This window comes from Pseudomonas sp. UTLPPB19802, from assembly GCF_059730225.1.
The window spans coordinates 609,686-635,595 of sequence record NZ_AP048545.1 but is presented as its reverse complement, the minus strand read 5'-3'; the positions used below and the strand labels follow the sequence as shown (position 1 = coordinate 635,595).

Here is a 25,910-nt window from a genome sequence, read left to right as displayed (position 1 = left end):
ATGGGCGTTCCGAGCAGTAACGAGGCGATAAAGCGGCTTTACGATCAGCCTGTCATACCCCTGCCATCCCTTGTGCAATTGCTTCGCGAACCCTGGTTGCTGCCGATCCTGGCCGTGGCCGTGGCCTTGCGCCTCTATCAGTTGACCGCCGCGGCCATCTGGGGCGACGAAGGCTCCAGCCTGTTGCTGGCGCACTATCCGCTGGCGGAACTGTGGACCCATGCGGCTCGTGACGTTCATCCACCGCTGTACTTCGCGCTGCTGCGTGGCTGGATCGGCCTGTTCGGCGACTCGATTTTCTCGATCCGCCTGGCCAGTGCCGCCCCCGGCATGGTGGTGGTGTTCCTCGGCATCTGGCTGACGCACCTGGTTGGCGTCGGGCGCCGGGTGACACTCCTGGCCGGCCTGATGCTCGCGCTGCTGCCCACGGCGGTGCGCTACAGCCAGGAAATCCGCATGTATTCGCTGATGGGCGTGTGGCTGCTGGGTGCAACCCTGGCCCTGGTCCATTGGGTCCACCATCCGCAACGCAAGCGCTACCTGTTGGGCTACGTGCTGCTGATGGCCGCCGGGTTCTACACCCACTACTTCACCGCATTCTGCGTGTTGTCGCATTGGTGCTGGTTGCTGTTGCTGCGCCGCCATCCCGACAGCGGGCGACGTCCTGTCGCCTGCCGGGACTGGTGGCTGGCCAACGTGGCGATCGTGGTGCTGTTCCTGCCCTGGCTGCCGGGCCTGATCGACCTGGTGCTGCACATGGATGAACTCAAGGTCGGCGGCGATGTTGGCTGGGAACCACCGGTGACGCTGCATTCGCTGCCGTCGATGATCTGGCAGGTGCTGGCCCAGGACGACGGCGACGGCATGCCGTGGTGGTTGTTCGCCAGCCTGCCGAGCGTCGTCGCGCTGGTGATGGTGTTCATCGTCTGGAGCGACCGCAGCCGCTTCCATCTGGAAACACTGTGGGTGATCTACAGCGCCTTGCCGCTGTTGCTGGTGTTCGCGGTGTCATTCATCTCGCCGGTTTTCATCGAGCGCTACCTGACCGTGCCGATGCTGGGACTGCCGATCATCCTGGCCCTGGCCGTCGACCGCCTGGCGCGGCAACGCAAGGTACTGGCCGGGCTGTTGCTGGCGTCGGTACTGACCGCAGAGGGGGTGGGGTTGAAGAACAACTACACGGTGGACGCCGGTGACCAGTTCAACAATCTGGTCGAGTACATGAACCGACACGGCCAGGCTGGCGACCAGGTGGTACTGGGCGACATGTTCTGGTACCTGACCTGGGGCTACTACGACCGGAGCGCCATCGCGCCCCGCCTGTATACGCCGCCTACCGCCAAGGGTGTGTCGACCCGCCCCAACAACTACGGTTTCGGTACCCTGATCGATGAAACGGCTGGGGTCTACCTGGATCACCTGGACGACTTGCCGGCCGGCAATGGTCGGGTCTGGCTGGTGATGAGCCGGGAGGCACCGGATGAGTTCCCGTCGATTCCGACCGGCTGGCGGAAAGTCGACCAGCATGCGGGGGGCGATACCCAGGCGGTTTTATATGAGACCTGCCATCTTTCATGTAGTGGACACTAACCACCAAAGGCCCGAGATAGAAGGATGAGATCGTTCGCAAGGTTGATGGCCGTCGGAAAAGGCCCGCTTCCATGGGCCTTTTCCGACTTAAAGTTGTGAGAATTGATATCAAAACACTACTAGTCTGAAATACTTCCTTACGCTACGCTCTGTCCTACAAAAGGACTGATGTCTAGGGTGAAGGGATTGCGCAGTTTCCATTTTATCTCCGGTTTGCCGCGCTCAGGCTCGACCCTGTTGTCCGCCATTCTGCTGCAGAACCCGCGTTTTCATGCCGGCATGAGCAGCCCGGTCGGCACGTTGTTCAACGGTGTATTGGACAACTGCAGCGCCGGCAGCGAGTTCGGCGCGGTGATCGACACCGACACCCGCCGCCGCCTGTTGCGAGGCTTGTTCGACGCCTATTACGCCGACAAGACCAGCCAGTCCGTCATCTTCGACACCAACCGGCAGTGGTCCGCGCGCCTGCCGGCCCTGAAAGACCTGTTTCCCCAGTCCAAGGTCATCGTCTGCGTGCGTAACGTCGCCTGGGTCATGGACAGCCTGGAGCGGCTGTATCGCGCCAACCCCTTCGAGAACACCAAGCTGTTCAACGACGACGTCGAGCGCAACACGGTCTACAGCCGCTGCGAAACCCTGGCCCAGCGCAATCGCCTGGTGGGCTACGCCTGGACCGCGCTGAAGGAAGCCTATTACGGCGAACACGCCGACTCCCTGCTGCTGGTCGACTACGATCTGCTGTCCCAGGCACCCGAGCGGGTGTTGCGGCTGGTCTACGAGTTCATTGATGAACCGTGGTTCGAGCACGATTTCGACAACCTGGCGTACGACGCGCCGGCGTTCGACCAGGCCCTTGGCGTTGCCGGCCTGCACAAGGTCAAGCCCAAGGTGACGCTGGAGTCGCGGCGCACCATTCTGCCGCCGGATCTGTTCGAAAAATATGCGGAGCTGTCGTTCTGGAACGATGGAACCAGCAGCGCCGCGAATGTCATTCGCATGAAAACCAACACCGCGGTCAGTTGATCGCGGTTTTTTAATCCCAATAGAAAAATTCTTTGAGCGTATGAACGCTCAAGTGCAGGTGAAGCATGTGGTGGAGCAAACCGAAAGCGCGGAATGAAGGCGTGAAAACCCTGGTTTCACCCATGATCATCCCTCTTGAACCCCGCATGCTGTTCGACGGTGCCGTGGCGGCGACCGTGGCCGAGGCCGCGCAACCGACCGATCACGCCACTGCCACCACCGACGCGGCGAAGGCACCGACCAGCGACCATGCGCCGGCCAGCAGCGATACCCACGCACAGTCCGATGCCACCCCGGCCGCCTCGCCAACGGCGGTGCCCGGCCAGTCGGTGGTGTTCGTCGACTCGCGGGTCAAGGACTTCGACAGCCTGCTCAAGGGCGTCGCCCCCGGCACCCAGGTTGTAATGCTCGACGCCAGCAAGGATGGCCTGCAGCAGATCGCCGACTACCTGGATACCCACCAGGGCATCAGCACCGTGGAAATCATTGCCCACGGCAACGCCGGCGACCTGTGGCTGGGCAACACCTACCTGTCGGCCGACAACGTTTCGGCGCGGGCCGACGTGCTGGCGCGCATCGGCAGCGACATGAACGTCGGCGGCGACATCCTGATCTACGCCTGCAACACGGCCGCCGGCGACAAGGGCATCAGCTTCGTCGACTCCCTGGCGCAATACACCGGGCGCGATATCGCCGCGTCCACCAATCGCACCGGCCTGGGTGGCGACTGGACCCTGGAAATCGCCACCGGCAGCATCGAAAGCCACAACGTGCTCTCGGCCGATGCCATGGCCGCCTACCAGTACGGCCTGGCGACCATCACCGTGACCAACAGCAACGACACGGGCGCCGGCTCACTGCGCCAGGCGCTGAGCGATGCGGTGGCCGGCGATATCGTCACCTTCAACTCCGGCATGACCGTCAACCTGAACACCCAACTGGTGATCACCAAGAATCTTACGGTTGATGGCGACTTGAACAACGACGGTGTCGCCGATGTGACCATCAGCGGCCAGTACAAGACCCAGGTGCTCAAGGTCAATGGCGGGGTCACCGCGACCCTCGACGGCCTGGTCATCACCAAGGGCCTGGCCGTCGGCCAGGGCGCCAACGCCGGCTCGGACGCCTCCGCGTCTCTGGGGGGCGGCATCGTCAACCTTGGCAACCTGACCCTCAACAACGTCACGGTGACTGCCAACGCCGCTTCCGGCGGCGGTGGCGGCGGCGGTGTCAGGGGCGGCACCGTGGGCGGTGGTGGCGGCGGTGGCGGGGCTCTTGGCGGGCAGGTCGGTGGCCGTGGCGGTGACGCCGGCAACGGCCAGGGCTATTACGCCGGTAAAAACGGCACGGCCAACACCGGCGGCAACGGCGGTGGCTACAACCTGACCGTCATGGGTGGTCGTGGCGGCAGCAGCACCGGTGGTGCAGGAGCCCAGGGCGCCTTTGGCTACAGCAATGGTGGCGGTGGTGGCACGGCGAGCAGCGGCGGCCTGTCCATCGGTGGCGGTGGTGGCGGTTCCGGTTGGGACAGCACCGGACGTGCCGGGGCCGCAGCCAGCGGCGGCATCTATAACGGCACCACGGGTACCCTGACCATCGTCGGTAACTCGGTCATCTCCAGCAACATTGCAGCGGGCGGCGGCGGCGGTGGCGGTGGCGGCAGTGGTGCGGGCGCTTCTTCCGATCCGGGTGGCGCGGGCGGCAAGGGCGTCGGGGCGATCTGGAACCGGGGTACCCTGCTGATCACCGCGGCCAACTTCACCGCGCTGGGCAATGGCGGCAACGTTGGGGCCAGCGGTGTCGGGGGCAAGGGACCGGGGGGCGTTACGGCGAGCAGCCCTTCGTCGGTGGACGGTATCTACAACGACGGTGGTTTCCTGAACACCGCCTACAACCCGGCACCGACCGCAACCATCGTGGTCAGCAACACGACCCAACGCATCGGCAGCACTTCGCTGGTGACCATCACCTTCAACCAGGCGGTGACCAACTTCAGCAACGCCGACCTGACGGTCGCCAACGGTACCCTGAGCGCCGTGAGTACCAGTGATGGTGGCACCACCTGGACCGCGACCTTCACGCCGAATTCAAGCATCACCAGCGCCAGCAACGTCATCACCCTGGACAATACCGGCGTCAACAGCGCTTCGAGCGGCGCGGCGGGGACGGGTACCACCATGTCCAACAGTTACTCGGTCGATACCGTACGGCCAACCGCGACGATCACGGTCGCCAGCGCCACGCTGACCACCAACAACACCTCGACGGTGAACATCACCTTCAGCGAGGCGGTGAGCGGTTTCAGCCTGGCCGACATGACGGCGTCCGGTGGCACCCTGAGCAACCTGACCACCAGTGACAACATCCACTGGACCGCCACGCTGACGCCGACCGCCGGTATTACCAGCAACAGCAACGTCATCGTCCTGGACAACAGCCTCTACACCGATGCCTCGGGGAACACCGGCGCCGGTGTGGCCTTGTCCAACACCTACTTCGTCGATACCCAGCGGCCGACCGCGAGCATCGTGGTCAGCAACAACGCCCTGAACATTGGCGGCACTTCCCTGGTGACCATCACCTTCAGCGAGGCAGTGACCAATTTCACCCTGGCCGACATGAATGCCCAGGACGGCACCCTGAGCAACCTGACCACCAGCGACAACATCACCTGGACCGCGACCCTGACCCCGACCAACGGTGTCACCCACAGCGGCGATTTGGTCACCCTGACCAATGCCGGGGTCACCGACCTGGTGGGCAACGCCGGCACCGGCACCACCAACTCCAATGCCTACTCGGTCGACACCCAACGGCCGACCGCGACCATCGTGTTCGCCAACCCGAACATCGGCATCGGCCAGACTTCGCAGGTGACCATCACCTTCAGCGAAGCGGTGAGCGGCTTCACCAACGATGACCTGACGGTAAGCAACGGCACCCTGAGCGCGGTGAGCAGCAGCGACGGTGGCGTCACCTGGACTGCCACCTTCACCCCGACCGCGGGCATCGACAGCGCCAGCAACCACGTCATTCTCGACAACACGGGCGTGTCGGACGGGGCAGGCAACGCCGGCAGCGGCACCACCACGTCCAACAACTATGGCATCGATGGCGTGCGGCCCACCGCGACCGTGGCCATCGACAAGAGTTCGCTGATCATCGGCCAGACCGCGCAGGTGACCATCACCTTCAGCGAGGCGGTGACCGGTTTCAGCAACGCCGACCTGACGGTGGGCGGCGGTTCCTTGAGCGCAGTGAGCAGCAGCGACGGCGGTCTCACCTGGACGGCGACCTTCACCCCGACTTCGAACATCACCAACGCCAGCAACGTCATCACCCTGGACAATACCGGCTACACCGACACGGCGGGCAATGCCGGGACCGGCACCAGCGTGTCGAACAACTACGCCATCGACACCCAGCGTCCGACCGCCACCATCGTCATGTCGGACTCGACCCTGAGCGCCGGCGAGACCTCGCAGGTGACCATCACCTTCAGCGAAGCGGTGACCGGTTTCACCCTGGGCGACTTGAATGCCGGCAACGGCACCTTGAGCAACCTGAGCAGCAGCGACGGCGGCATCACCTGGACCGCGACCTTCACCCCGAACGCCAACACCAGCAGCGGGACCAACGTCATCACCCTGGCCAATACCGGGGTCTTCGACATCGCCGGCAACAGCGGTGCCGGTACCACCGGTTCGGTAAACTACACCATCGACACCGTTCGCCCCACCGCGACCATCGTGGTGGCCAACCCGGCGCTGAAGATCGGCGACACCTCGCAGGTGACCATCACCTTCAGCCAGGCGGTGTCCGGCTTTACCAACGCCGACCTGACGGTGGTGGGCGGTACCCTCAGTGCGGTGAGCAGCGCCGACGGCGGGATCACCTGGACGGCGACCTTCACCCCGGCCGGCAACATCAGCAACGCGGCCAACCACATCACCCTGGACAACAGCGGTGTCAACGCGACCTCGTCGGGCAACGCCGGCACGGGCCTCACTACGTCCAACAACTACGTGATCGACACCCAGCGCCCGACCGCGACCGTGGTGGTGGCGAACGGTCACCTGGGTGTCGGTGGCTCGTCCCTGGTCACCATCACCTTCAGTGAGGCGGTGACCGGTTTCAGCCTGGCCGACCTGACCGCCGGCAATGGGACCCTGAGCAACCTGACCACCAGCGACAACATTACCTGGACCGCCACCCTGACACCTGCGGCGGGTATCAACCAGGCCAATAACCACATCGTCCTGGACAATACTGGCGTGACCGACGTCGCCGGCAACGCCGGCACCGGTACCACCGACTCGAACGCCTATGCCGTCGACAGCCAGCGGCCGACCGCGACCATCGTGATGGCCTCCACGACCCTGGCCGCCGGCCAGACCACCACCGTGACCATCACTTTCAGCGAGGCAGTCACCGGCTTCGACAACAGTGACCTGAGCGTGCCCAACGGTACCTTGAGCGCGGTGAGCAGCAGCGATGGTGGCGTGACCTGGACCGCGACCTTCACCCCGAACAGCAATGTTCACGACACCAGCAACCTGATCAGCCTGAACAACACCGGTTACACCGACCTGGCGGGCAATACCGGCACTGGTGTGACCAATTCGGGCAACTTCACCATCGACACCGTGCGTCCGACTGCGACCATCGTGGTGGCCAGCCCGGCGCTGAATGTCGGGGCTACCTCGCAGGTGACCATCACCTTCAGTGAGGCGGTGAGCGGCTTCAGCAATGCCGATCTGAGCATCGCCAACGGTACCCTGAGCGCAGTGAGCAGCAGCGACGGCGGTATCACCTGGACCGCGACCTTCACGCCGACCAGCAACATCACCGATACCAGCAACGTGATCGTGCTGGATAACACCGGTGTGCAGAATGCCTCGGGCAACACGGGCAGCGGTACTACCACGTCCAACAACTACAGTATCGATACGCAGCGTCCGGGCGCGACCATTTCTGTGGCGAACCCCAACCTGGGTATCGGCCAGACCACCACGGTCACCATCACCTTCAGCGAGGCGGTCACTGGCTTCGATCTGTCGGATCTGAGCGTGGCCAATGGCACCCTGTCCAACCTGGCCAGCAGCGACGGTGGCAAGACCTGGACCGCGACCCTGACGCCCACCGCGGCGATCACCGACCCCACCAACCTGATCGTGCTCGATACCAGCCTGGTCACCGACAGTGCCGGCAACTCCGGCGCGGGGATCGCCATCTCCAACAACTATGGCGTTGACGCCGACCGGCCGACCGCGACCATCGTGGTCGCCAACCCGAACCTGACCGCCGGCCAGAGCACCACCGTGACCTTCACCTTCAGCGAGAAGGTCACCGGCTTCAACCTGGACGACCTCAGCGTCGCCAACGGTACGCTGTCCAACCTGTCCAGCAGCGATGGCGGCAAGACCTGGACCGCGACCCTGACGCCGACGGCAAATATCACCGATCCGAGCAACTTCATCACCCTCGATACCAGCCTGGTCACCGACCTGGCCGGTAACGCCGGCGTCGGTTTCGCCAATTCGAACAACTACGCGATTACCACGGTATCGCTGGGCGGCGATCCGGAGTTCCGCGTCAGCGGCCCGACCGGCCCGCTCATCAGCCTGCCGAACCAACCGTTGCAGCCGAATGTCTTCGGGCCTCCCACCGGCAACCTCGGTTCGCCACTGGGCTTCCCGCCGCTGTTCGAGCAGAGAGACATGGGCGGCGGGCTGCCGCCGACTGGAAGCATCTTCATCAACAACGGTGCACTGGCCCCGAGCTTCATCGCTCAGGTCTTCAGCTCCAGCGATAGCGGTGGCAACGGCACTGGCAACGGCTTCCTCGGCTTCGGCGGTGGCGATGGCGGGGTCTTCGGCAGCAGCACCCTGTCGGGTCTGTTCAATCGCGAGTCGTCGACTGGCGACGCCAGTGGTGCCAAGGCTTTCGAGCGCCAGGGCAGCAAGAGTCTGGGCGATCCCTCCAAGGGCCTGCAGGGGATATTCGGTGCGCCGACCCTCGGCCAGCAGTTGCAGCAACTCAAGGACAGCGAGCAGAAACAACTGCATGAGCTGGCCTGGGCGTTTAAAGAAGTCGGTGTCAGCGAAATACCGGCCTGAACGATATCGGCAATCCGCGCCGACATGAGTCGGCGCCTATAAAGAAAAAAACAGCAGTCAGGGGCGATGCTAGGGATGAGAAGAAGTCAGAAGTTGTTCAGCGTCAGCCTGCTGGCGCTGGTAGTCAGCGGTTGTGCCGTCACCAGCCAACCGATCGATCGCAGCGTCAGCGAGCAGCGCGCCAAAACCGATCTGCAGAACATGTACAAGGATCAGGAGCCGCTCAACGGCCCGCTGACCCTGCACGAAGCCATGGCTCGCGCGGTGAAGTACAACCTCGAAGGCCGCCTGAAGATCATGGAGGAGGCCCTGGCCAAGCGCCAGTTGGACCTCGCCAGTTTCGACATGCTGCCGCGCATGGCGCTGTCGGCTGGTTATGCCGGGCGTAACAACGTCAGCGCGTCCAGTAGCCGTAATGTGAACACAGGTGAGACCTCCCTGTTGCCATCGACCTCACAGGACCGTGACCGTAACGTCGCCGACCTGACCATGGTCTGGAACGTGCTCGACTTCGGCGTCAGCTACATCAACGCCAAGCAGCAGGGTGACCAGCGCCTGATCGTCCAGGAGCGTCGGCGCAAGGTGATCAACACCATCGTCCAGGACGTGCGTTCGGCCTATTGGCGGGCGGTGGCGGCCGAGCGCCTGCTCAAGCAGATCGACAGCCTGATGGCGCGTGTCGAGGCGGCGCAGAACAACAGCCAGCAGATGAGCGACCAGCGCATCGGCGACCCGATCCAGGCCCTGGGCTACCAGCGCGCGTTGATCGAGGCGACCCGCCAGTTGGAAGAGCAGCGCAGGGCGCTGACCCTGGCCAAGACTGAACTGGCTACCCTGATCAACCTGCCGCTGGGCACCAACCTGACCCTGGCGACCACCGACGACTATCCGATTCCCGAACTCAAGGTCGACATGGCCAAGCTCGAGCAGGAAGCCCTGGCCAGTCGTCCCGAGTTGCGCGAGCAGGACTACCAGACCCGCATCAGCGCCAACGAAACCCGCAAGGCCATGCTGCGCCTGCTGCCAGGCCTGGAGTTCTCGGCCGGCGGGCACTACGACAGCAACTCGTTCCTGGTCAACGACAAGTGGGCCGACTATGGCGTCAAGGTCACCTGGAACCTGTTCAACGTGATCTCCGCCCCGGCCGCCATCGACGTGGCCAAGGCCGGCGAGGAAGTGGCCGGTGCCCGGCGCCAGGCGATGTCCATCGCCGTGCTGGCCCAGCTCTACGTAGCCAACGCCAACTACCGCGAGGCACTGCGCCAGTTCAAGACCAGCCAGAAACTGTCCAGCATCGACGGGCAGATCGTCGGCCAACTGCGTAACCGTCACCAGGCGGCCGGCATCGGCGAGCTGGAGCTGATCCAGGGCGAGCTGAACAACCTGCAGGCCGACCTGCGTCGCGACCTGGCCTACGCCGACCTGCGCAACGCCTACGGCCAGATCTTCGCCAGTGCCGGCCTGGACCCGCTGCCAGCGGAGGTGTCCTCGACCAAGGTCCAGGCGATCGCCGGGGCCCTGGCCACGCGGGAATCGCAGTGGGCGGCAGGGAATATCAGCACGCCTGTGTCCAATGCCAAACCGCAGCAGTAACGTGCCAGCGGTGATCCTGGCGGGCATCCGTCGTCTCCTGTGCGAGGGCCACCATGGTCATCGCGCTGGAGGCGTTTCCTGAGCCTGCCGGTCTTTTCCCGTCTGCCGGTCAAAGTGGCCATGCCACTGTTGCTGCAGGCGCTTTCGCGTATTCCCGAACACGCCTGGAAGGCCCACTTCAATACCGCCTACTACGACGGTGACTGGAGTGGCGTGGCACTGATTTCGCCGGCCGATGCGCTGGGCGAACTGGTCCACGGGACGGGGGCCGCCGTCGAACGCGATCCCTGGTTGCGGGATGCGGCCTGGGCGAGTGCCCTCGACCTGCCGTTGTCGATTCGCTCGGCGCGGTTGCTGCGCCTGGGGCCGGGAGGGCGGATTCACGAGCATCGCGACTACGACCTGGGTGTGCCGGAGGCGGACCTGCGCCTGCACATTCCGCTGCTCAGCCCGCCTGGCGTGGACTTCATGCTCGATGGACAACGTATTCCGATGCAGGCCGGTGAGTTCTGGTTTCTCGACCTGGCCCGGCCCCATAGCGTCGACAACTGGGGCGAGAGTGAACGCATTCACCTGGTGCTCGATTGTCGGCCCGGGGCCTGGCTACTGGAGCAGATCACTGCCGGCGTATCGATCACTCCGCCAGCGGGCGTGGGGCGGGCGGCGGAAAATCTGGCCCGGTTTCGCCGCCTGCTGGAGAGCGAGCCGGCGCTGTGTGAAATCCTGCAGGGCCTGGACGACAGCGAAGCCTTCATTGCCCGTACCCTGGCAGTGGCGGCCGAGCGTGGCCTGCACTTCGCGCGCGAGGATCTGCGGGCGGCAATGCGCCAGGGCCGCAATGCCTGGAGCCAGCAATGGCACTTCTGAACGACTGGTTGCCGATCCGTCTCTGGCAGCAGCAGACCGACGACTGGCGGGTGGACTGGTGCTGGTTTGGCCAGCGCCGGCTGGTGCAGTCGTTCTTTCGCGATGCGGTGGACGAAGCCTTGCGGCTGCCGTTCAACCAGGCGTTTCGTCGGGAAACCCCGCTGGCAACGCTCAGCGAATGGCGCTTGCCGGCGGTCGCGCCGACGGCCTTCATCTACCATGCCTCGCGCTGCGGCTCGACCTTGCTCAGTCAGATGCTGGCGCAGCTTGACGATCACATCGTCATCAGCGAACCGCCGCCACTGGACAGCCTGTTGCGCAGTGGGCTCGAACCCGAGGAGTGCCGGGCGGCTTTACGTGGCCTGCTGGCGGCCTATGGCCAACGCCGGCGGGGTGACGAGCGGGCGCTGGTGATCAAGCTCGATGCCTGGAACATCGGCGAGTTGCCGCTGCTGCGCGAATGCTTCCCCGAGACGCCCTGGTTGTTCGTGTACCGCGACCCGTTGGAAATCGCCGTTTCCCACTGGCGCCGGGCGGGCATGCACATGGTGCCGGGGATGATTGGCGAAAGCTGCCTGGACACACCCGGCCAGGATGACTCACGCGAGGACTACATCGCCGCGCGCCTGGGGCGGCTGTTCGAATTGGCGGCGCAGCACTGCCAGGTGTTTGGCGGGCTGCCGGTCAACTACCGGGAACTGCCGCTGGCCCTGGAAGGACGCCTCGGTGAGTTCTTCGGGCTCGACGCCCAGGAGCGCCGCCAGGCGTTCGCTGCGACCGGGCGACATGCCAAGCAACCCGATCAGGCTTTCGTGCCCGACAGCCAGGACAAGCACCGGGAAGCCTCCGAGCGGCTCAAGGAGCGCGTCTGCTTCTGGGCCGACGCCCCGTACCAGGCCCTGGAGCGCCTGCGCCAGGCCAGTTCTCCCCGGTAGCGACTACACGGCCTGCCTGTGGCGAGCGGGCTTGCCCGCGCTCGGCTGCATGGCAGCCGTAAACCCTTCTGATGCCATCTTCCTGGCAGAACGCGTCGCCTTCAGGGCCGCTACGCGCCCCAGCGTGGCGGTGCGGCGTCCCGACAAGCCCACTCGCCACCCTCCTGTCACTGAACAGCCGTGAAAAGTCCGCTCAAGGACACAAGCGCACGGACTCCCACCTGGTTTCAGATGCACCCGGCGCCGGACAGCCTAGACTCATATTCATGGCTGGCCGCAGAGCCATCCCCGGCTGCTCGAACATGCCGCTGAACCTTTGCGTTCCTCCTCCCATCCATTGGTGGGGGCGGGCATGTCGCATGTCGTGCCCCGATCTTTCACCGACTGGAGATTTCCATGGATTCCCCGACCCACAGCCTTACCTCCCTGTTCGAGCAACTGGGCCTGCCCAGCGACGCGGTGAGCATCGACCAATTCATCGCCAGCCATTCGCCGCTCAAGCCGGAACTGCACCTGGCCGATGCGTTTTTCTGGAGCAAGGCCCAGGCTGATTTTTTGCGCAACGAAGTGCTGAAAGATGCCGATTGGGCCGAGGTGATCGACCAATTGAATGTGCTGCTGAGGAAAGGTCGAAGCGGCTGAAATCACAAATTTGTTTCAAGGCTTGACGAAATCCTGATCGATGCGCGATATTGATAGTTAGCAAACTAACATTATGCGAATCCTCCTGTGTCCAAGCATCTCGAACAGCTCCAGCAGAGCATCTGCACCGGTATGGTGCTCGCCTCGCGCCATTGGCGGCGGGTCTGCCAGACCACGCTGGCCAACTACGGTATCTCCGAGGCCTGCGCCATGCCGCTGCTGATCATCGGCCGCATGGGCCCGGGCGTGCGGCAGGTGACCGTGGCGCAGATCGCCGGGATGGAGAGCCCGTCGCTGGTGCGCCTGCTCGATCAACTGTGCGGCGCCGGCTATGTACAGCGCACCGAGGACCCCAGCGACCGCCGGGCCAAGACCCTCGGCCTGACCGACATCGGCCAGGGCCTGTTCCATGACATCGAAAAGCAACTGGTTCGCCTGCGTCATGAGGTGCTGGGCGGTCTTCCCCTGGCCGACCTGGAAGCCTCGTTGCGGGTGATCCGCGCCTTCGAGGCTGCCGGGCATGCGTCCGGAGTGGCTGACTCTTGAACGGTTTCTGGACAGGCATGCCGCCGGCCCGCGACTGGTTCTACGGCGTGCGGACCTTCGCGGCGTCGATGATTGCGCTGTATATCGCGCTGATCATGGAAATGCCGCGGCCCTATTGGGCGATGGCGACGGTGTACATCGTTTCCAGCCCCTTCGTCGGCCCCACCAGCTCCAAGGCGCTGTACCGCGCGGTCGGGACCTTCCTCGGCGCGGCGGCGGCGGTACTGTTCGTGCCGCTGTTCGTGCAGACACCGTTCCTGCTGGCCGTGGTGGTCGCGCTCTGGACCGGCACCCTGCTGTTCCTTTCGCTGCACCTGCGCACCGCCAACAGCTATGCACTGATGCTGGCCGGCTACACCATGCCGATGATCGCCCTGCCGGTGGTGGACAACCCGTTGATGGTGTTCGACATCGCCGTGTCGCGGACCGAAGAGATCTTTCTCGGCATCGTCGTCGCTGCGGTGGTCGGCAGCATGTTCTGGCCACGCCGATTGGCGCCGGTGCTGCTCGATGCCACCGGCAAGTGGTTTGTCTCGGCCTCCAGCTACAGCCAGAAATTTCTTTCACGCAACGTGCAGACCGATGAAATCAGCGCCCTGCGCTCGGCCATGGTCGCGACCTTCAATAGCCTGGAACTGATGATCGGCCAGTTGAGCCACGAAGGGGCCCGGCCGCAGACCGTGCGCAACGCCAAGGAACTGCGCGGGCGGATGATCCACCTGCTGCCGGTTGTCGACGCCCTGGACGACGCGCTGTACGCCCTGGAGCGCCGCACGCCGGAATTGGTCGCGCGTTTCCAGCCATTGCTGGCGGCGACCCAGGCCTGGCTGGACAGCACCGCCCAGGGTGCACCGCACGAACACTGGCAAGCCCTGCGTGACCAGGTCGACAGCCTGCAGCCGAGCGCCGTCGAACTTGATGATCGCCGGCAACTGCTGCTCTCCAACGCGCTCTATCGCCTCGGCGAGTGGATCGACCTGTGGCAGGACCTGCGCAGCCTGCAGGACGCCATCCAGTGCGACAGCCAGGACAGCTGGCGCGCGGTCTACCGGCACTGGCGGCTGGCTCGGCTGTCGCCGTTCATCGACCGTGGCCTGATGCTCTATTCGGCCGGTTCCACCGTGCTGGCGATTGCCGTCGCCTCGGTGCTGTGGATTCTGACCGGCTGGAGCGACGGAGCCAGTGCAGTGATCCTCGCTGCGGTGGCCTGCAGTTTCTTCGCCGCTATGGATGACCCCGCGCCGCAGATCTACCGGTTCTTCTTCTGGACCGCGATGTCGGTGATCTTCGCCAGCCTCTACCTGTTCGTGGTGCTGCCCAACCTGCACGATTTCCCGATGCTGGTGCTGGCGTTCGCCGTACCATTCATTTGCGTCGGCACCCTGACGCTACAGCCGGCGTTCTACCTCGGCACCTTGCTGACGATCGTCAACACCTCGTCCTTCATCAGCATTTCCGGGGCCTACGATGCGGATTTCCTGAACTTCGCCAACGCCAACCTGGCGGGACCGGTGGGCCTGCTCTTCGCCTTCGTCTGGACCCTGGTGGTCCGGCCCTTTGGCGCCGAGCTGGCGAGCAAGCGCCTGACTCGCTTCAGTTGGCGAGACATCGTCCGCCTCACCGAGCCGGCCACCCTGGCCGAACACCGGCAGATGGGCGTGCGCATGCTCGACCGGTTGATGCAGCACCTGCCGCGCCTGGCCATGACCGGCCAGGACACCGGCGCTGCCCTGCGCGAGTTGCGCGTGGCACTGAACCTGCTCGACCTGTTGGCCTACACCCCGCGGGTACAGGGCGTGGGCAACGTGTTGCTCAAGCAGGTGGTGGAAGAAGTCGGCGAGTACTTTCGGGCCTGCCTCAAGGCCCGCGAGCGCCTGCCTGCCCCGGCGCCCTTGCTGATGACGCTGGACCGCACGCGTCGGGCCCTGGGTTCCCAGGAGCTGGACGACGGTGAAACCCGCCTGCACCTGCTGCACGCCCTGAGCGGTTTGCGCCTGGCGCTGTTGCCCGGCGTGGAGTTCGTCAATAGCGGCGACCAGTCGGACAACGTCCCGTATGGGATCAATGGAGTGCCGTTATGATCGGTGACGTGGATATCAGCGGGGTGTTCCTGCCCACGCTGCTGGTGCTGATGGGCATCACCTATGGCTTGTACCTCGTGGTGCACGGGTTGTTGACGCGCGTCCACTTCTACCGCCTGGTCTGGCACCGGGCATTGTTCAACGTCGGTCTCTACGCTTTGTTGCTGGGCGTTGTGGATTCGTTCAGTCGATACCTGATGACATGAAAAAACCTATTTTGACCATTGGCCGCGTGGTCCTGACCTTGCTCGTGGTGGCCTTCGCCTGTCTCGTGATCTGGCGCATGGTGATGTACTACATGTTCGCCCCCTGGACCCGTGACGGGCATATCCGTGCCGACATCGTGCAGATCGCCCCGGACGTCTCCGGGCTGATCCAGCAGGTCGAGGTGCGCGACAACCAGCCGGTCAAGCGCGGCCAGGTGCTGTTCAGCATCGACCAGGACCGCTTCAAGCTGGCGCTGCGCCAGGCCCAGGCGGCGGTCGCCGATCGCCAGGAAACCCTGGCCCAGGCCCAGCGCGAGTACAAGCGTAACCGTGGCCTGGGCAACCTTGTACCGGGCGAGCAACTGGAAGAAAGCCAGTCGAAGGTGGCGCGCGCCGAGTCGGCCCTGGCCGAGGCCCGGGTGACAGTCGATACCGCGCAACTGAACCTCGACCGCTCGGTGATCCGCAGCCCGGTGGACGGCTACGTCAACGACCGTGCCCCGCGTGATCGGGAATTCGTCACCGCCGGCCGGCCGGTGCTGTCGGTGGTGGACAGCGCATCGTTCCATATCGACGGCTACTTCGAGGAAACCAAGCTCGACGGCATCCATGTCGGCCAAAGCGTGGACATCCGCGTAATCGGCGACAACGCCCGCTTGCGTGGCCATGTCGAAAGCATCGTTGCCGGTATCGAGGACCGTGACCGCACCAGCGGCTCGAACCTGCTGCCCAACGTCAACCCGGCCTTCAGCTGGGTGCGCCTGGCCCAGCGTATTCCGGTACGCATCGCTTTCGACGATGTGCCGGCCGATTTCCGCATGATTGCGGGGCGTACGGCGACCGTCTCGATCATCGACGACGCCGCGAAGGCCTCGGCCAAGCCGCAAGCCCAGCCCGAGGCGTCGAAATGAAACCGCTGGCGAAGGTCACCACCTTGGGCCTCGGCCTGATGCTGTCGGCGTGTTCGATGGTCGGTCCGGATTATCACCTGCCGGCTGATTCGGCCATGCAGCGCAAGGACCTGCAGGGCCAGCTCGCCGGCGAGAGCGACAATGTCGTGTCGGCGCCGGTGCCGGCGGATTGGTGGCGGCTGTACCAGGACCCGCGTTTGAACGAACTGGTGCGTCAGGCGCTGGCGTCCAACACTGACCTGCGGGTGGCTGCGGCCAGCCTGGCCCGTGCCCGCGCCCAGGTGGAAGAAGCCGAGGCCGCCGGTGGTTTCAGCGCCGGGATCAAGGCTGGCGCACAACGCCTGCAGGAGTCCGGCCAGGCCTTCCTGCTGGCGGAGAAAGTGCCGGTGGCGAATGTCGCCGATATCTCGCTGTCCGCCTCCTACCAGTTCGACCTGTGGGGCACCCTGCAACGCGGGATCGAGGCGGCCAAGGCCAATGCCGATGCGACACAGGCGGCTGGCGATGTGGCGCGGATTACCCTGGTGGCCGACGTGGTGCGGTCCTACACCCAGGTCTGTGCGGCCAACGAAGAGCGTGAGATCGCCGAACACTCCCTCGACCTGCAGGCCCAGAGCACCGAGCTGACCAAACGCCTGCGCGACGCCGGACGTGGCGATGAAACCCAGGTCACCCGCTCGCAAACCCAGTTCAAGTCCCTGCGCGCCGAGTTGCCACGCTACACCGCCGCGCGCCAGGCCGGCCTGTACCGGCTGTCGATGTTGCTGGCCAAGCCGGTCGATCAACTGCCTGGCGGCGTTGCCGATTGCGCCGAGCTGCCGCACATCGCCCAACTGCTGCCGGTGGGCGACGGTGCCGAACTGCTCAAGCGCCGCCCGGACATCCGCCAGGCCGAACGCCGGCTGGCGGCGGCGACCGCCGGTATCGGGGTCGCCACGGGCGAGCTGTACCCGAACATCAGTATCGGCGCCACCGTTGGCACCATCGGTTTCGCCAAGGACCTCGGCGAGCCGTCGACCAACCGCTGGGGCTTCGGCCCGGCGATCAGCTGGACGGTGCCGACCAATGGTGCCCGTGCCCGTATCCGCGAAGCCGAGGCGACCACCCAGGGCGTACTGGCGCATTTCGACGGCGTGGTGCTCAACGCCATCCGCGAAACCCAGACCAGCCTCGCCCAGTACACCGCGCAACTCGACCGTCGCGATGCCCTGGCCGATGCCGAACAGTCGGCCAAGCTGGCGGCGGAGCAGACGCACCGCTTCTTCACTGCCGGCCGCGCCTCGTTCCTCGCCGACCTGCAGGCCACCCGGACCTACACTGATGTGCGGGCGCAACTGGCCTCGGCCAACACCCAGGTGGCGATGAGCCAGATCGATTTGTTCCTGGCGTTGGGCGGTGGTTGGGAAAGCACGTCCGCAACAGCTGGCAAGTGAATCGGGAACCGGTCTGACGGCAACGTATAATCGTTGCCTTGTCAGCCACTGTCAGGAAATCAGCAGAACATGGATTCCGATACTCTTTCGGTAGTTTGTACAGTCATCAGCATCGTTGCCTCCGGTGTTATCGCCTGGTGCGTCTATGTCATCCAGAAGCGCGACGGGGAAATGAAGGAGGCGATCTCGGCGCTGGACAGCCAGCGGATCGAGCGGAGCCTGGAACTTCAGGAAATGAACGCTTTGCGCACGGCGTTGCTGAGAAATCAGCAGGACCTGCAAACCAGAATGCTCGAAATGCAAGAGTGGCTGGGGCATCACATTAAGGAGCAGGTGGAAGACCTGCTGATGACGGAGCGTCATCCAGGATTTTTTGCTTCTGAAAATATGCTGGATCTGACGCCACCACGCCCTTCCGGCCCCTCGGATACCCCGCGACTGGGCGAGCTACGTCTCGATTCGCGGTTGATCAAGGCCAGCCAGGTAGTCGAAGTGCTGTTCCGAGTCGATGATGATGGGATCAACTTCCGCGTCCCTCATGGCGCGCTTGTCCGGTCGGGTGGGCAGGTCATTCCGGTTGTCCGCACCTCTGCCAAATACATGCGCTGCCAGGTACTGATACCTGCCGATTCCGGCCATGGACATGAACTGGAGTTCGTCATGAAAGATGAGGCGAACAACGAAAATACGCAGAAAATTCTCATTCCCGTGTGCGCTTGAGCTGTTCCTGGCTGGAATAACTTCGGACGAACGAGCTTCGCTCTTACGCCGCCTCCCCAAGTCCCTTGCTATGCTCTGAATTATCGGCTGGCCGCCGTTGGTTCGGGGCTTCGGGTGAATCTCTTGATGCGGCCTGCGTGGCCTGATGGGGATTCTAATAATGAAAAACCCTTATGCTCCCGGTTTCTGGTGTGCGGTGGTCGCCCTGGTCATGCTTTCCGCGGCGTACTTCTATGGCGTGATGCTCGCCCACCAGATCGACAAGGCGCTGGTCTTTCTCGACAGCGCCATTGCCCTGATCGCCGTGCTGTCCATCGTGGTGGTGGCGTGGGCCAGCTATCAGACTCAACAAGTCAAGAAACGACAGTTGTCGCAGAGCAAGACCCTGGTCATGGTCTGGGATACCAAGGTCGCCCTGCGTCGGGTCGAAACCGTGTTCGACCGGTATTTCTGGGGCAGCTACTGGCAGCCTGGGCGGACGTTCCAGGAGGTCATGGGCGAACTGACCGGCACGCCGCTGGAAAAAAGCCTGGAAACCCTCAAGAGCCAATGCCTGAAGCTCGACCGGGAAGTGGCTTATGACGAACGCCACTGGCTGAACAATGCTCGTGAGTTGGCGGACGTTGCCAGTGCCATGGCCCGCGAGCGTTATCAACTGGACGTCTGCGACCCGCGCAACGACTCGGCCGACGGCGTGGTGATCAACCGCGACTTCGAGGTGCTGGTGTACACCTGGAGCGCGCGGTTGAAGACCTTCGACCATCAGTTGGACGAAATGGAAACGCACTACTCCTGAGTGCATGCCTGCCTGGAACCGGGGCTTCGTCCTGGGGTCCATCCTACCGCTGCCCGACGAACCAGCCGGGCGGCGAGTGTCTTTCCGTGCATTTTGCTTTCTGCGTCACAGGCCGATGCCGGGACGGCAGGTGCGCCCGTCTTGGTGCAAATGCTACTCTGCGCGCTTTCGGGGCGCCGTCGAGCCGAACCCGGTCGAGGGTTCAGGGAAGACCAGCACTTTTCAACACAACGGATATCTGATCGGGTCAATTCATGAATAAATCAGCGGGCTTGCTGTTAGGGTTTGTCGTCGTGGTTGGTGCCTTGAGCACCGCCGGCGCGTGGTACACCGGCAATCAACTGGAAGGGGTGCTGAACTCATCGATCCAGGATGCCAACGACCAGCTCAAGACAGCCATGAACAGCCACGGGGCGAGCGCGAGCATCGAACTGCTGTCGCTGGAACGCAACCTGTTCACCAGCACCGCGCATTACCGGCTCAAGCTGAAGAACCTGCAGCTCAGCGAAGACAACAAGGACGTCGAGCTGCTGTTCGTCGACCATATCGAGCATGGTCCGTTGCCGTGGTCGCGCCTCAAGTCGTTCAAGCTGGCGCCAGTGATGCTCAACAGCAACTACGCGCTGGAGAAGAACGACCTGACGGCCAAGTGGTTCGACGCCGCCAAGGGCGCTGCGCCGCTCAAGGGCGTGGTAGCACTGGGTTATGACCGTTAGGTCGACGGCAACATCGAACTGATCCCGCTGGATTTCGCCCCGGACGACAAGAGCACGGTGAAGTTTTCCGGGCTCAACCTGAACGTGGCCGGCACCGAGAAGAGTGCGAAGATCAAGGCCAACGGCTACATGAACAGCCTGAAGATCACCGGCCAGTCCGAGGAAGATGGCCCGGTGTCGGTCGAACTCGGCGGCTTCACCGTGGCCAGCGACCTGACCAGGAGCGACTTTGGCTTCTACCTGGGTGGCAACACCCTGGAACTGAGCAATGCCAAGATCACCTACGGCGAGAAGCCGGTTGAGGTGACGATCAAGGACTTCGAGCAGAAGGACCTCCTGGAAGCCAACGGCAACGTCCTGTCGGGCCGCCTGGACTACACCGTCGGCGACATCGGCTACAACGGCAAGTCGGTGGGCAGCGCGAAACTCAACCTGAGCGCGAAAAACCTGGATATTCCGGCGGTCCGTTCCCTGACCGAGGTGTACCAGGCCGAGCTCAAGCACATGCAACAGGCCACCGCCGAGGGCGAAGACGTGCCGGCAGTGCCTGAGTTGACTCCCGAGCAGCAGATCAAGGCCCAGGCCGACATCAAGAAGCTGCTGGCCGGCAAGCCGCAGATCGCGGTGGAGAACCTGTCGTTCAAGACGGCCAACGGCGAAAGTCGCTTCAACCTGCAGGTGAACCTGGACAACCCATCGTCCACCGAATTGCCGCCGCTGGAACTGGGCAAGCAACTGGTTTCGCAGCTGGACGCCAAGCTGTCGCTGTCCAAGCCGATGATCGCCGATCTCGCCGGCGTGCAGGCCCAGCTCGAAGGCCAGACCGATCCCAAGCTGATCGCCCAGCAGGCCTCGATGACCAGTGAAATGGCCGGTACCATGGCGCTGTCCACGGAACTGGCGACCGTCGAGGGCATGGACATCGTCTCCAAGCTGCACTACGCCGCAGGCCAGGTGGAGTTCAACGGGCAGAAAATGCCGGTGGAAGACTTCATCAACCTGATCATGTCCAAGGTCGGTGGCCTGGGCGGCGCCGAAGCGGCCGAGTAAGCGTCTCCCCGTGGCATCGGTCGCCCTGGCCGATGCCCGTCCACTCTGGATCTTGCATCCGTCCTTTTTCGTCTACCCTTGCTGAAAGACAGCGGAACTGTTCGCCCTCGCCGTTGTCTTGAGGCTCCATCCTGGCTGTCCGGCTCAGGCAGGAGCATTGATTCCGGCTGTCACTCGGGAAGTAGACGATATGCCGCGTAATGCCCTGTTCTGCCCAGGCGGCAGCTTGCGCCCATTGCTTGGGGTAGCGCTGTGCAGCCAACTGCTGTGGCCGCTCGCCGCCCTCGCCGATGCTTCCTACGACCAATTGATCCACCAGGCCCGTGACGGCAGCTACACGCCGGCGCTGACGTTCCTGCGGCAATTGCCGGCCCCGCAGCAATCCGCCGGCCAGGTCAGCGACCATCTGCAGATTGCCAGCTGGGCCGGGCTGGATGCCGAAGTGGTCAGCGTCTACGAAACCCAGGGCGTACACCGGGCCCTGCCAACCCAGGCCTTGGGCGCCGTGGCCCGTGCCTACCGCAACCTCAAGCGCTGGAGCGACGCCGAACGGCTGTACCGCCAGGCCCTGGAGCGCGAACCTGGCAATGTTGACCTGCAACTGGGCCTGGCGATCACCGAGGCCGATGGCGGCAATCCCCAGGATGCGGTGCGCCGCGCCCGCGAACAGGTCGCCCGGCAACCCGGCGACCCGGCGCGACGCCTGGCGCTGGGGTATGCGCTGACCCGTTCGGGGGCCAACAGCGATGCCCTGTTCGAGTACGACCAGGCGTTCGTCCGCGCCCCGGACCAGCCCCAAGTCGTACGCGAATACCTCTTCGCCCTGCAGCGTGCCCGCCTGCCGGAACCGGCCCTGCGCCTGGCCCAGCGGCATCCCGGCCTGCTCGACGCAACCGCGACCCGGCGTCTCGAAGGTGAGCTGGCCGCCGAGCGGGTGCGCCTGGCCGAGCTGCCGACCCGTACCGAGCAGGAGCGTTTTGTCATCGCCGACCGGGCCCTGGCCGACTACGACCGTTTGCTCGCCGCCTGGTCGGCGGATCTGCAGGCCCATGACGATGTGGTGCACTGGCGAATCGATCGGCTGGGCGCGCTAAAGGCCCGCTCGCGCAACGCCGAAGTACTGAGTGAACAGCAGAAGCTGCTCGACGAGGGCGTGAGCATCCCGCATTACGCCCAGCGCTGGGTGGCGGCAGCTTATCTGGCGGTTCGCCAGCCTGAGCAGGCAGTAGAGCTGTACCGCGAGGTTCTTGCGTCACCGCGTGCCGATCCCGCCGACCGGGTGAGCGATACCTCGGCGCTGGCCTATGCACTGATCGAGAGTGACCGCCCGGAGGAGGCCCGCGAGGTGGCCGACAACCTGGCCAGGACCACTCACCCGCGTACTGAACTCAAGGGCTTGGTTGGTGGCGTACCCAATGACGACTGGCTCGACGCCCAGCAACTGGCCGCCCAGATGGGGCAGCACAACGGCGACCTGCTGGCTACCGAACAGGGCCTGGACGCGCTGGTGGCCCAGGCGCCGGGCAATGTCGGCCTGCGGGTCGCCCAGGCCGATATGTACCTGGCCCGTGATTGGCCGCGGCAGGCCGAAGCGCTCAACAAGGAAACCGAAAGCGCGGCGCCGCGCGACATGAACCTGGAGGTGGCCCAGGCCAACACCGCCCTGGCCTTGCAGGAGTGGCGCCAGCTCGATGTGTTGACCGACGATGTTCTCGCGCGTTTCCCCGAGAGCCCGCAGGTCCAGCGGCTGGCGCGGGTGCGGGAGGTTCATGACATGGCCGAGCTGCGGGTCGAGGCCTATACCGGCAAGAGCTTCGGCGGCGGCAACAACGGCGCCGGGGCGGTCACCGGCAGCCGCGACTACGGTATCGAAAGCGTGCTCTACAGCCCGCCGATCAATGAGAACTGGCGGCTGTTCGCCGGTGCCGGCTACGCCTTCGGCCGTTTCACCGAAGGTGATGCCCAGCGCCGCTGGCAGCGGCTGGGGATCGAGAACCGCTCCCGCGACATGACCTTGCAAGCCGAAATTTCCAACCAGTCCTACGGTTATGGCAACAAGCTTGGCGCACGCCTGTCGGCGGCCTTCGATATCGACGATCACTGGCAGTACGGCGGCAGTCTCGAACGCCTGGCGGCGGCGACTCCGCTGCGCGCCCTGAAGAATGACATCAGTGCCGATTCGGCCAGTGCCTTCCTGCGCTGGCGGGCCAACGAAAGCCGCGAATGGAAACTGGCAATCACCCCGTCGCACTTCAGCGACGGCAACCATCGCACCGAATACCTGCTCACCGGCCGCGAGGGCATCTATGGCACGGCCCATGTGCAGGTGGACCTGGGCCTGGAGGTCAGCGCCAGCCACAACAGCAAGAACGAGGACGTGCCGTACTTCAATCCCAGGTCCGACTTCAGCGTGCTGCCGACGGTGAACGTCAACCATGTGCTGTATCACCGTTACGAAACCCGGTGGAGCCAGCAGTTCCAGATCGGCGCCGGCACCTACAGCCAGCGCGATCATGGCACCGGCGCGGTGGCCTTGCTGGGCTACGGCCAGCGGGTGATGTGGAACGACGTCCTGGAGGCCGGGGCCAACCTGAGCTGGATCAGCCGACCTTATGACGGGGACCGCGAGCGCGACGTGCGCTTGATCTTCGACCTGACCTACCGCTTCTAGCCGAGGTGGATGATGCTTGTGATCACGCGTTGCATCCTGTTGCTGGGAGCCTTGCTGGTCGGCGCCTGCGCGCAGGCTCCGGTCGATTTCGTCGCGCCGGCGCAGCGGCCGGTGCCGGTCAACGAAGCGCCCTGGCCGAAAAACCACTTCCTGAGCCTGACCTACCACGATATCGAGGACCGCGATCCCGACCAGGCGGTGGTCGCCGTACGTACCGAGCGACTGCTCGAGCAACTGGCCTGGCTGCGCGAGAACGGCTATCGACCGGTGACCGTGGACCAGATCCTCGCGGCGCGCGACGGCGGCCCGGAACTGCCAGCGCGGGCGGTGCTGCTGACCTTCGACGACGGTTACGCGAGCTTCTACACGCGGGTGATGCCGGTGCTGCGCAGCTATCAATGGCATGCCTTGCTGGCGCCGGTCGGCGTGTGGATCGACACCCCGGCGGACCAGCCTGTGGACTTCGCCGGTCAGTTGCGCCCACGCTCCGACTTCCTGACCTGGGCCCAGGTCCGCGAAGTGGCGGCCTCCGGCCTGGTGGAAATCGCCGCCCACACCAATGCCAGTCACCAGGGCGTGCTGGCCAATCCCCAGGGCAACCAGCAGCCGGCAGCGGCCACCCGCCGCTACGACGCGAAGACTGGCCGTTATGAAAGCGAGACCGACTTCCAGGCGCGCCTGCGGGCCGATGTGGTCGCCATCTCGACGAAGATCCGCGCCGCCACCGGCTACTCGCCGCGGGTCTGGGTCTGGCCCTACGGTACCGCCGACGGCACCGCGCTGAAGGTCATCGAAGGCCAGGGCTACCAGATCGCCCTGACCCTGGACGACGGCATCGACGGTCTCGACCAATTGCTCAACAGCCCGCGCCTGCTGGTGGCTTCCGACCCCGATGGCAATCACTATGCAAGCAGCATCGTCGCGGTGCAGAACCGCCTGCCGATGCGCGTGGTGCAGGTTGACCTGGACAACGTCTACGATCCGAATCCGCAGCAGCAGGAGGCCAACCTCGGCCGGCTGGTCCAGCGTATCGCCGACCTGGGTGTCAACACCGTATTCCTGCAGGCCTTCGCCGACCCGACGGGCGATGGCCTGGCACGTTCCCTGTATTTCCCCAACCGGCACCTGCCGATGCGCGCCGACCTGTTCGACCGGGTCGCCTGGCAATTGCGCACCCGTGCCCACGTCAAGGTGTTCGCCTGGATGCCGGTGCTCAGCTTTGCCCTCGATGAACGGCTGCCGCGGGTCACCCGTTGGGACCCGGCCAGCGGCCAGGTCGCGGTGGACCCGAAACAGTACCGACGCCTGTCGCCGTTCGATCCCGAGGTGCGGCGCACCGTCGGCGAGATATACGAGGACCTGGCCCGGCTGACGTCGGTCGACGGCATCCTCTACCACGACGATGCCGTGCTTTCCGACTTCGAGGATGCCAGCCCACCGGCATTGCATGCCTACGCGGCCGCCGGCCTGCCGGGCAGCATCGGCGCCCTGCGCGACGACCCTGCCACGCTGCAACGCTGGACGCGTTTCAAGAGCCGCGCGCTGATCGACCTGACCGCCGAACTGACGGCCAGGGTCCGTGCCATTCGCGGGCCGCAGGTCCAGACCGCCCGTAATCTGTTCGCCGAGCCGGTCCTCAATCCCCACAGCGAAACCTGGTTTGCGCAGAATCTCGACGACTTTCTTGCCAGCTACGACTGGACCGCGCCCATGGCCATGCCGCTGATGGAAGGGCAGGGCGAGCACAAGGCGGACGACTGGCTGCAGGCCCTGGCCCAGCAACTGCAGCAACGCCCCGGCGCCCTCGACCGCACGGTATTCGAACTGCAGGCGCGGGACTGGCGCAGCCAGCCGGCGCAGGATCTGGACGGTGCGCAGTTGGCGCGATGGATGGGACAACTCAAGCACAAGGGCGCAACCAGTTTCGGCTACTACCCGGACAACTTCCTCGACGGCAACCCGTCGGTGCAGGCGCTGCGTCCGGCCCTCTCCAACAAGTGGAACCCATAGA

The 25,910-nt window shown here is 64.5% G+C and carries 16 protein-coding genes and 1 pseudogene; all 17 read left to right on the top strand.

Features of this window, described 5'->3' with window-relative positions; translation table 11 throughout:
- The 17 genes and pseudogenes from AC6I6U_RS02800 (at position 1) to pgaB (ending at position 25,909) form a co-directional block, all read left to right on the top strand.
- Positions 1 to 1,590 (top strand): glycosyltransferase family 39 protein, encoded by a 1,590-nt coding sequence (locus AC6I6U_RS02800; RefSeq protein WP_497880552.1) that lies wholly within the window; start codon positions 1 to 3, stop codon positions 1,588 to 1,590.
- A 168-nt stretch (positions 1,591 to 1,758) separates the two neighbouring features.
- Positions 1,759 to 2,613: a sulfotransferase family protein gene (locus AC6I6U_RS02795; protein WP_497880551.1), complete on the top strand. Its 855-nt coding sequence runs from the start codon at positions 1,759 to 1,761 to the stop codon at positions 2,611 to 2,613.
- Between the two features lie 122 nt (positions 2,614 to 2,735).
- Complete coding sequence (locus AC6I6U_RS02790) at positions 2,736 to 8,732, top strand: Ig-like domain-containing protein (protein WP_497880550.1); 5,997 nt, start codon at positions 2,736 to 2,738, stop codon at positions 8,730 to 8,732.
- A gap of 75 nt (positions 8,733 to 8,807) precedes the next feature.
- Positions 8,808 to 10,325: a TolC family protein gene (locus AC6I6U_RS02785; RefSeq protein WP_497880549.1), complete on the top strand. Its 1,518-nt coding sequence runs from the start codon at positions 8,808 to 8,810 to the stop codon at positions 10,323 to 10,325.
- 120 nt (positions 10,326 to 10,445) lie between these two features.
- Positions 10,446 to 11,192, top strand: a complete 747-nt coding sequence (locus AC6I6U_RS02780; RefSeq protein WP_497880548.1) for an aspartyl/asparaginyl beta-hydroxylase domain-containing protein — start codon at positions 10,446 to 10,448, stop codon at positions 11,190 to 11,192.
- On the top strand, positions 11,180 to 12,127 hold the full coding sequence (locus AC6I6U_RS02775) for a sulfotransferase family protein (protein WP_497880547.1): 948 nt from the start codon (positions 11,180 to 11,182) through the stop codon (positions 12,125 to 12,127). Before AC6I6U_RS02780 ends, AC6I6U_RS02775 begins: the two co-directional genes overlap by 13 nt.
- A 396-nt stretch (positions 12,128 to 12,523) precedes the next feature.
- Positions 12,524 to 12,769 carry a DUF2789 domain-containing protein gene (locus AC6I6U_RS02770; protein WP_497880546.1) on the top strand — a complete coding sequence of 82 codons (246 nt, stop codon included), beginning with the start codon at positions 12,524 to 12,526 and terminating at the stop codon, positions 12,767 to 12,769.
- A gap of 132 nt (positions 12,770 to 12,901) precedes the next feature.
- Entirely contained in the window at positions 12,902 to 13,315 is a 414-nt protein-coding gene (locus AC6I6U_RS02765; RefSeq protein WP_497882971.1) for a MarR family winged helix-turn-helix transcriptional regulator, read from the top strand.
- On the top strand, positions 13,312 to 15,396 hold the full coding sequence (locus AC6I6U_RS02760) for an FUSC family protein (RefSeq protein ID WP_497880545.1): 2,085 nt from the start codon (positions 13,312 to 13,314) through the stop codon (positions 15,394 to 15,396). The genes AC6I6U_RS02765 and AC6I6U_RS02760 overlap by 4 nt, the downstream gene beginning before the upstream one ends.
- On the top strand, positions 15,393 to 15,602 hold the full coding sequence (locus AC6I6U_RS02755; RefSeq protein ID WP_397457700.1) for a DUF1656 domain-containing protein: 210 nt from the start codon (positions 15,393 to 15,395) through the stop codon (positions 15,600 to 15,602). Before AC6I6U_RS02760 ends, AC6I6U_RS02755 begins: the two co-directional genes overlap by 4 nt.
- On the top strand, positions 15,599 to 16,513 hold the full coding sequence (locus AC6I6U_RS02750; protein ID WP_497880544.1) for an efflux RND transporter periplasmic adaptor subunit: 915 nt from the start codon (positions 15,599 to 15,601) through the stop codon (positions 16,511 to 16,513). Before AC6I6U_RS02755 ends, AC6I6U_RS02750 begins: the two co-directional genes overlap by 4 nt.
- Positions 16,510 to 17,946: an efflux transporter outer membrane subunit gene (locus AC6I6U_RS02745; RefSeq protein ID WP_497880543.1), complete on the top strand. Its 1,437-nt coding sequence runs from the start codon at positions 16,510 to 16,512 to the stop codon at positions 17,944 to 17,946. Before AC6I6U_RS02750 ends, AC6I6U_RS02745 begins: the two co-directional genes overlap by 4 nt.
- 69 nt (positions 17,947 to 18,015) lie before the next feature.
- On the top strand, positions 18,016 to 18,666 hold the full coding sequence (locus AC6I6U_RS02740) for a hypothetical protein (RefSeq protein WP_497880542.1): 651 nt from the start codon (positions 18,016 to 18,018) through the stop codon (positions 18,664 to 18,666).
- A 160-nt stretch (positions 18,667 to 18,826) separates the two neighbouring features.
- Positions 18,827 to 19,462, top strand: a complete 636-nt coding sequence (locus tag AC6I6U_RS02735) for an NADH:ubiquinone oxidoreductase subunit N (protein WP_497880541.1) — start codon at positions 18,827 to 18,829, stop codon at positions 19,460 to 19,462.
- A 254-nt stretch (positions 19,463 to 19,716) separates the two neighbouring features.
- Positions 19,717 to 21,228, top strand: a pseudogene (locus AC6I6U_RS02730) (YdgA family protein).
- Positions 21,229 to 21,418: 190 nt separating this feature from the next.
- On the top strand, positions 21,419 to 23,899 hold the full coding sequence (gene pgaA / locus AC6I6U_RS02725) for a poly-beta-1,6 N-acetyl-D-glucosamine export porin PgaA (RefSeq protein WP_497880540.1): 2,481 nt from the start codon (positions 21,419 to 21,421) through the stop codon (positions 23,897 to 23,899).
- A 12-nt stretch (positions 23,900 to 23,911) separates the two neighbouring features.
- A complete protein-coding gene (pgaB, locus tag AC6I6U_RS02720; protein ID WP_497880539.1) occupies positions 23,912 to 25,909 on the top strand; it encodes a poly-beta-1,6-N-acetyl-D-glucosamine N-deacetylase PgaB in 1,998 nt (665 codons plus the stop codon).
- The last annotated feature ends 1 nt before the right edge of the window (position 25,910 follow it).

Bases quoted from the DNA above. Each gene is read 5' to 3' on its own strand.
- AC6I6U_RS02800 (WP_497880552.1), top strand. From the start codon at position 1: ATGGGCGTTCCGAGCAGTAACGAGGCGATAAAGCGGCTTTACGATCAG.
- AC6I6U_RS02795 (WP_497880551.1), top strand. From the start codon at position 1,759: ATGTCTAGGGTGAAGGGATTGCGCAGTTTCCATTTTATCTCCGGTTTG.
- AC6I6U_RS02790 (WP_497880550.1), top strand. From the start codon at position 2,736: ATGATCATCCCTCTTGAACCCCGCATGCTGTTCGACGGTGCCGTGGCG.
- AC6I6U_RS02785 (WP_497880549.1), top strand. From the start codon at position 8,808: ATGAGAAGAAGTCAGAAGTTGTTCAGCGTCAGCCTGCTGGCGCTGGTA.
- AC6I6U_RS02780 (WP_497880548.1), top strand. From the start codon at position 10,446: ATGCCACTGTTGCTGCAGGCGCTTTCGCGTATTCCCGAACACGCCTGG.
- AC6I6U_RS02775 (WP_497880547.1), top strand. From the start codon at position 11,180: ATGGCACTTCTGAACGACTGGTTGCCGATCCGTCTCTGGCAGCAGCAG.
- AC6I6U_RS02770 (WP_497880546.1), top strand. From the start codon at position 12,524: ATGGATTCCCCGACCCACAGCCTTACCTCCCTGTTCGAGCAACTGGGC.
- AC6I6U_RS02765 (WP_497882971.1), top strand. From the start codon at position 12,902: ATGGTGCTCGCCTCGCGCCATTGGCGGCGGGTCTGCCAGACCACGCTG.
- AC6I6U_RS02755 (WP_397457700.1), top strand. From the start codon at position 15,393: ATGATCGGTGACGTGGATATCAGCGGGGTGTTCCTGCCCACGCTGCTG.
- AC6I6U_RS02750 (WP_497880544.1), top strand. From the start codon at position 15,599: ATGAAAAAACCTATTTTGACCATTGGCCGCGTGGTCCTGACCTTGCTC.
- AC6I6U_RS02745 (WP_497880543.1), top strand. From the start codon at position 16,510: ATGAAACCGCTGGCGAAGGTCACCACCTTGGGCCTCGGCCTGATGCTG.
- AC6I6U_RS02740 (WP_497880542.1), top strand. From the start codon at position 18,016: ATGGATTCCGATACTCTTTCGGTAGTTTGTACAGTCATCAGCATCGTT.
- AC6I6U_RS02735 (WP_497880541.1), top strand. From the start codon at position 18,827: ATGAAAAACCCTTATGCTCCCGGTTTCTGGTGTGCGGTGGTCGCCCTG.
- pgaA (WP_497880540.1), top strand. From the start codon at position 21,419: ATGCCGCGTAATGCCCTGTTCTGCCCAGGCGGCAGCTTGCGCCCATTG.
- pgaB (WP_497880539.1), top strand. From the start codon at position 23,912: ATGCTTGTGATCACGCGTTGCATCCTGTTGCTGGGAGCCTTGCTGGTC.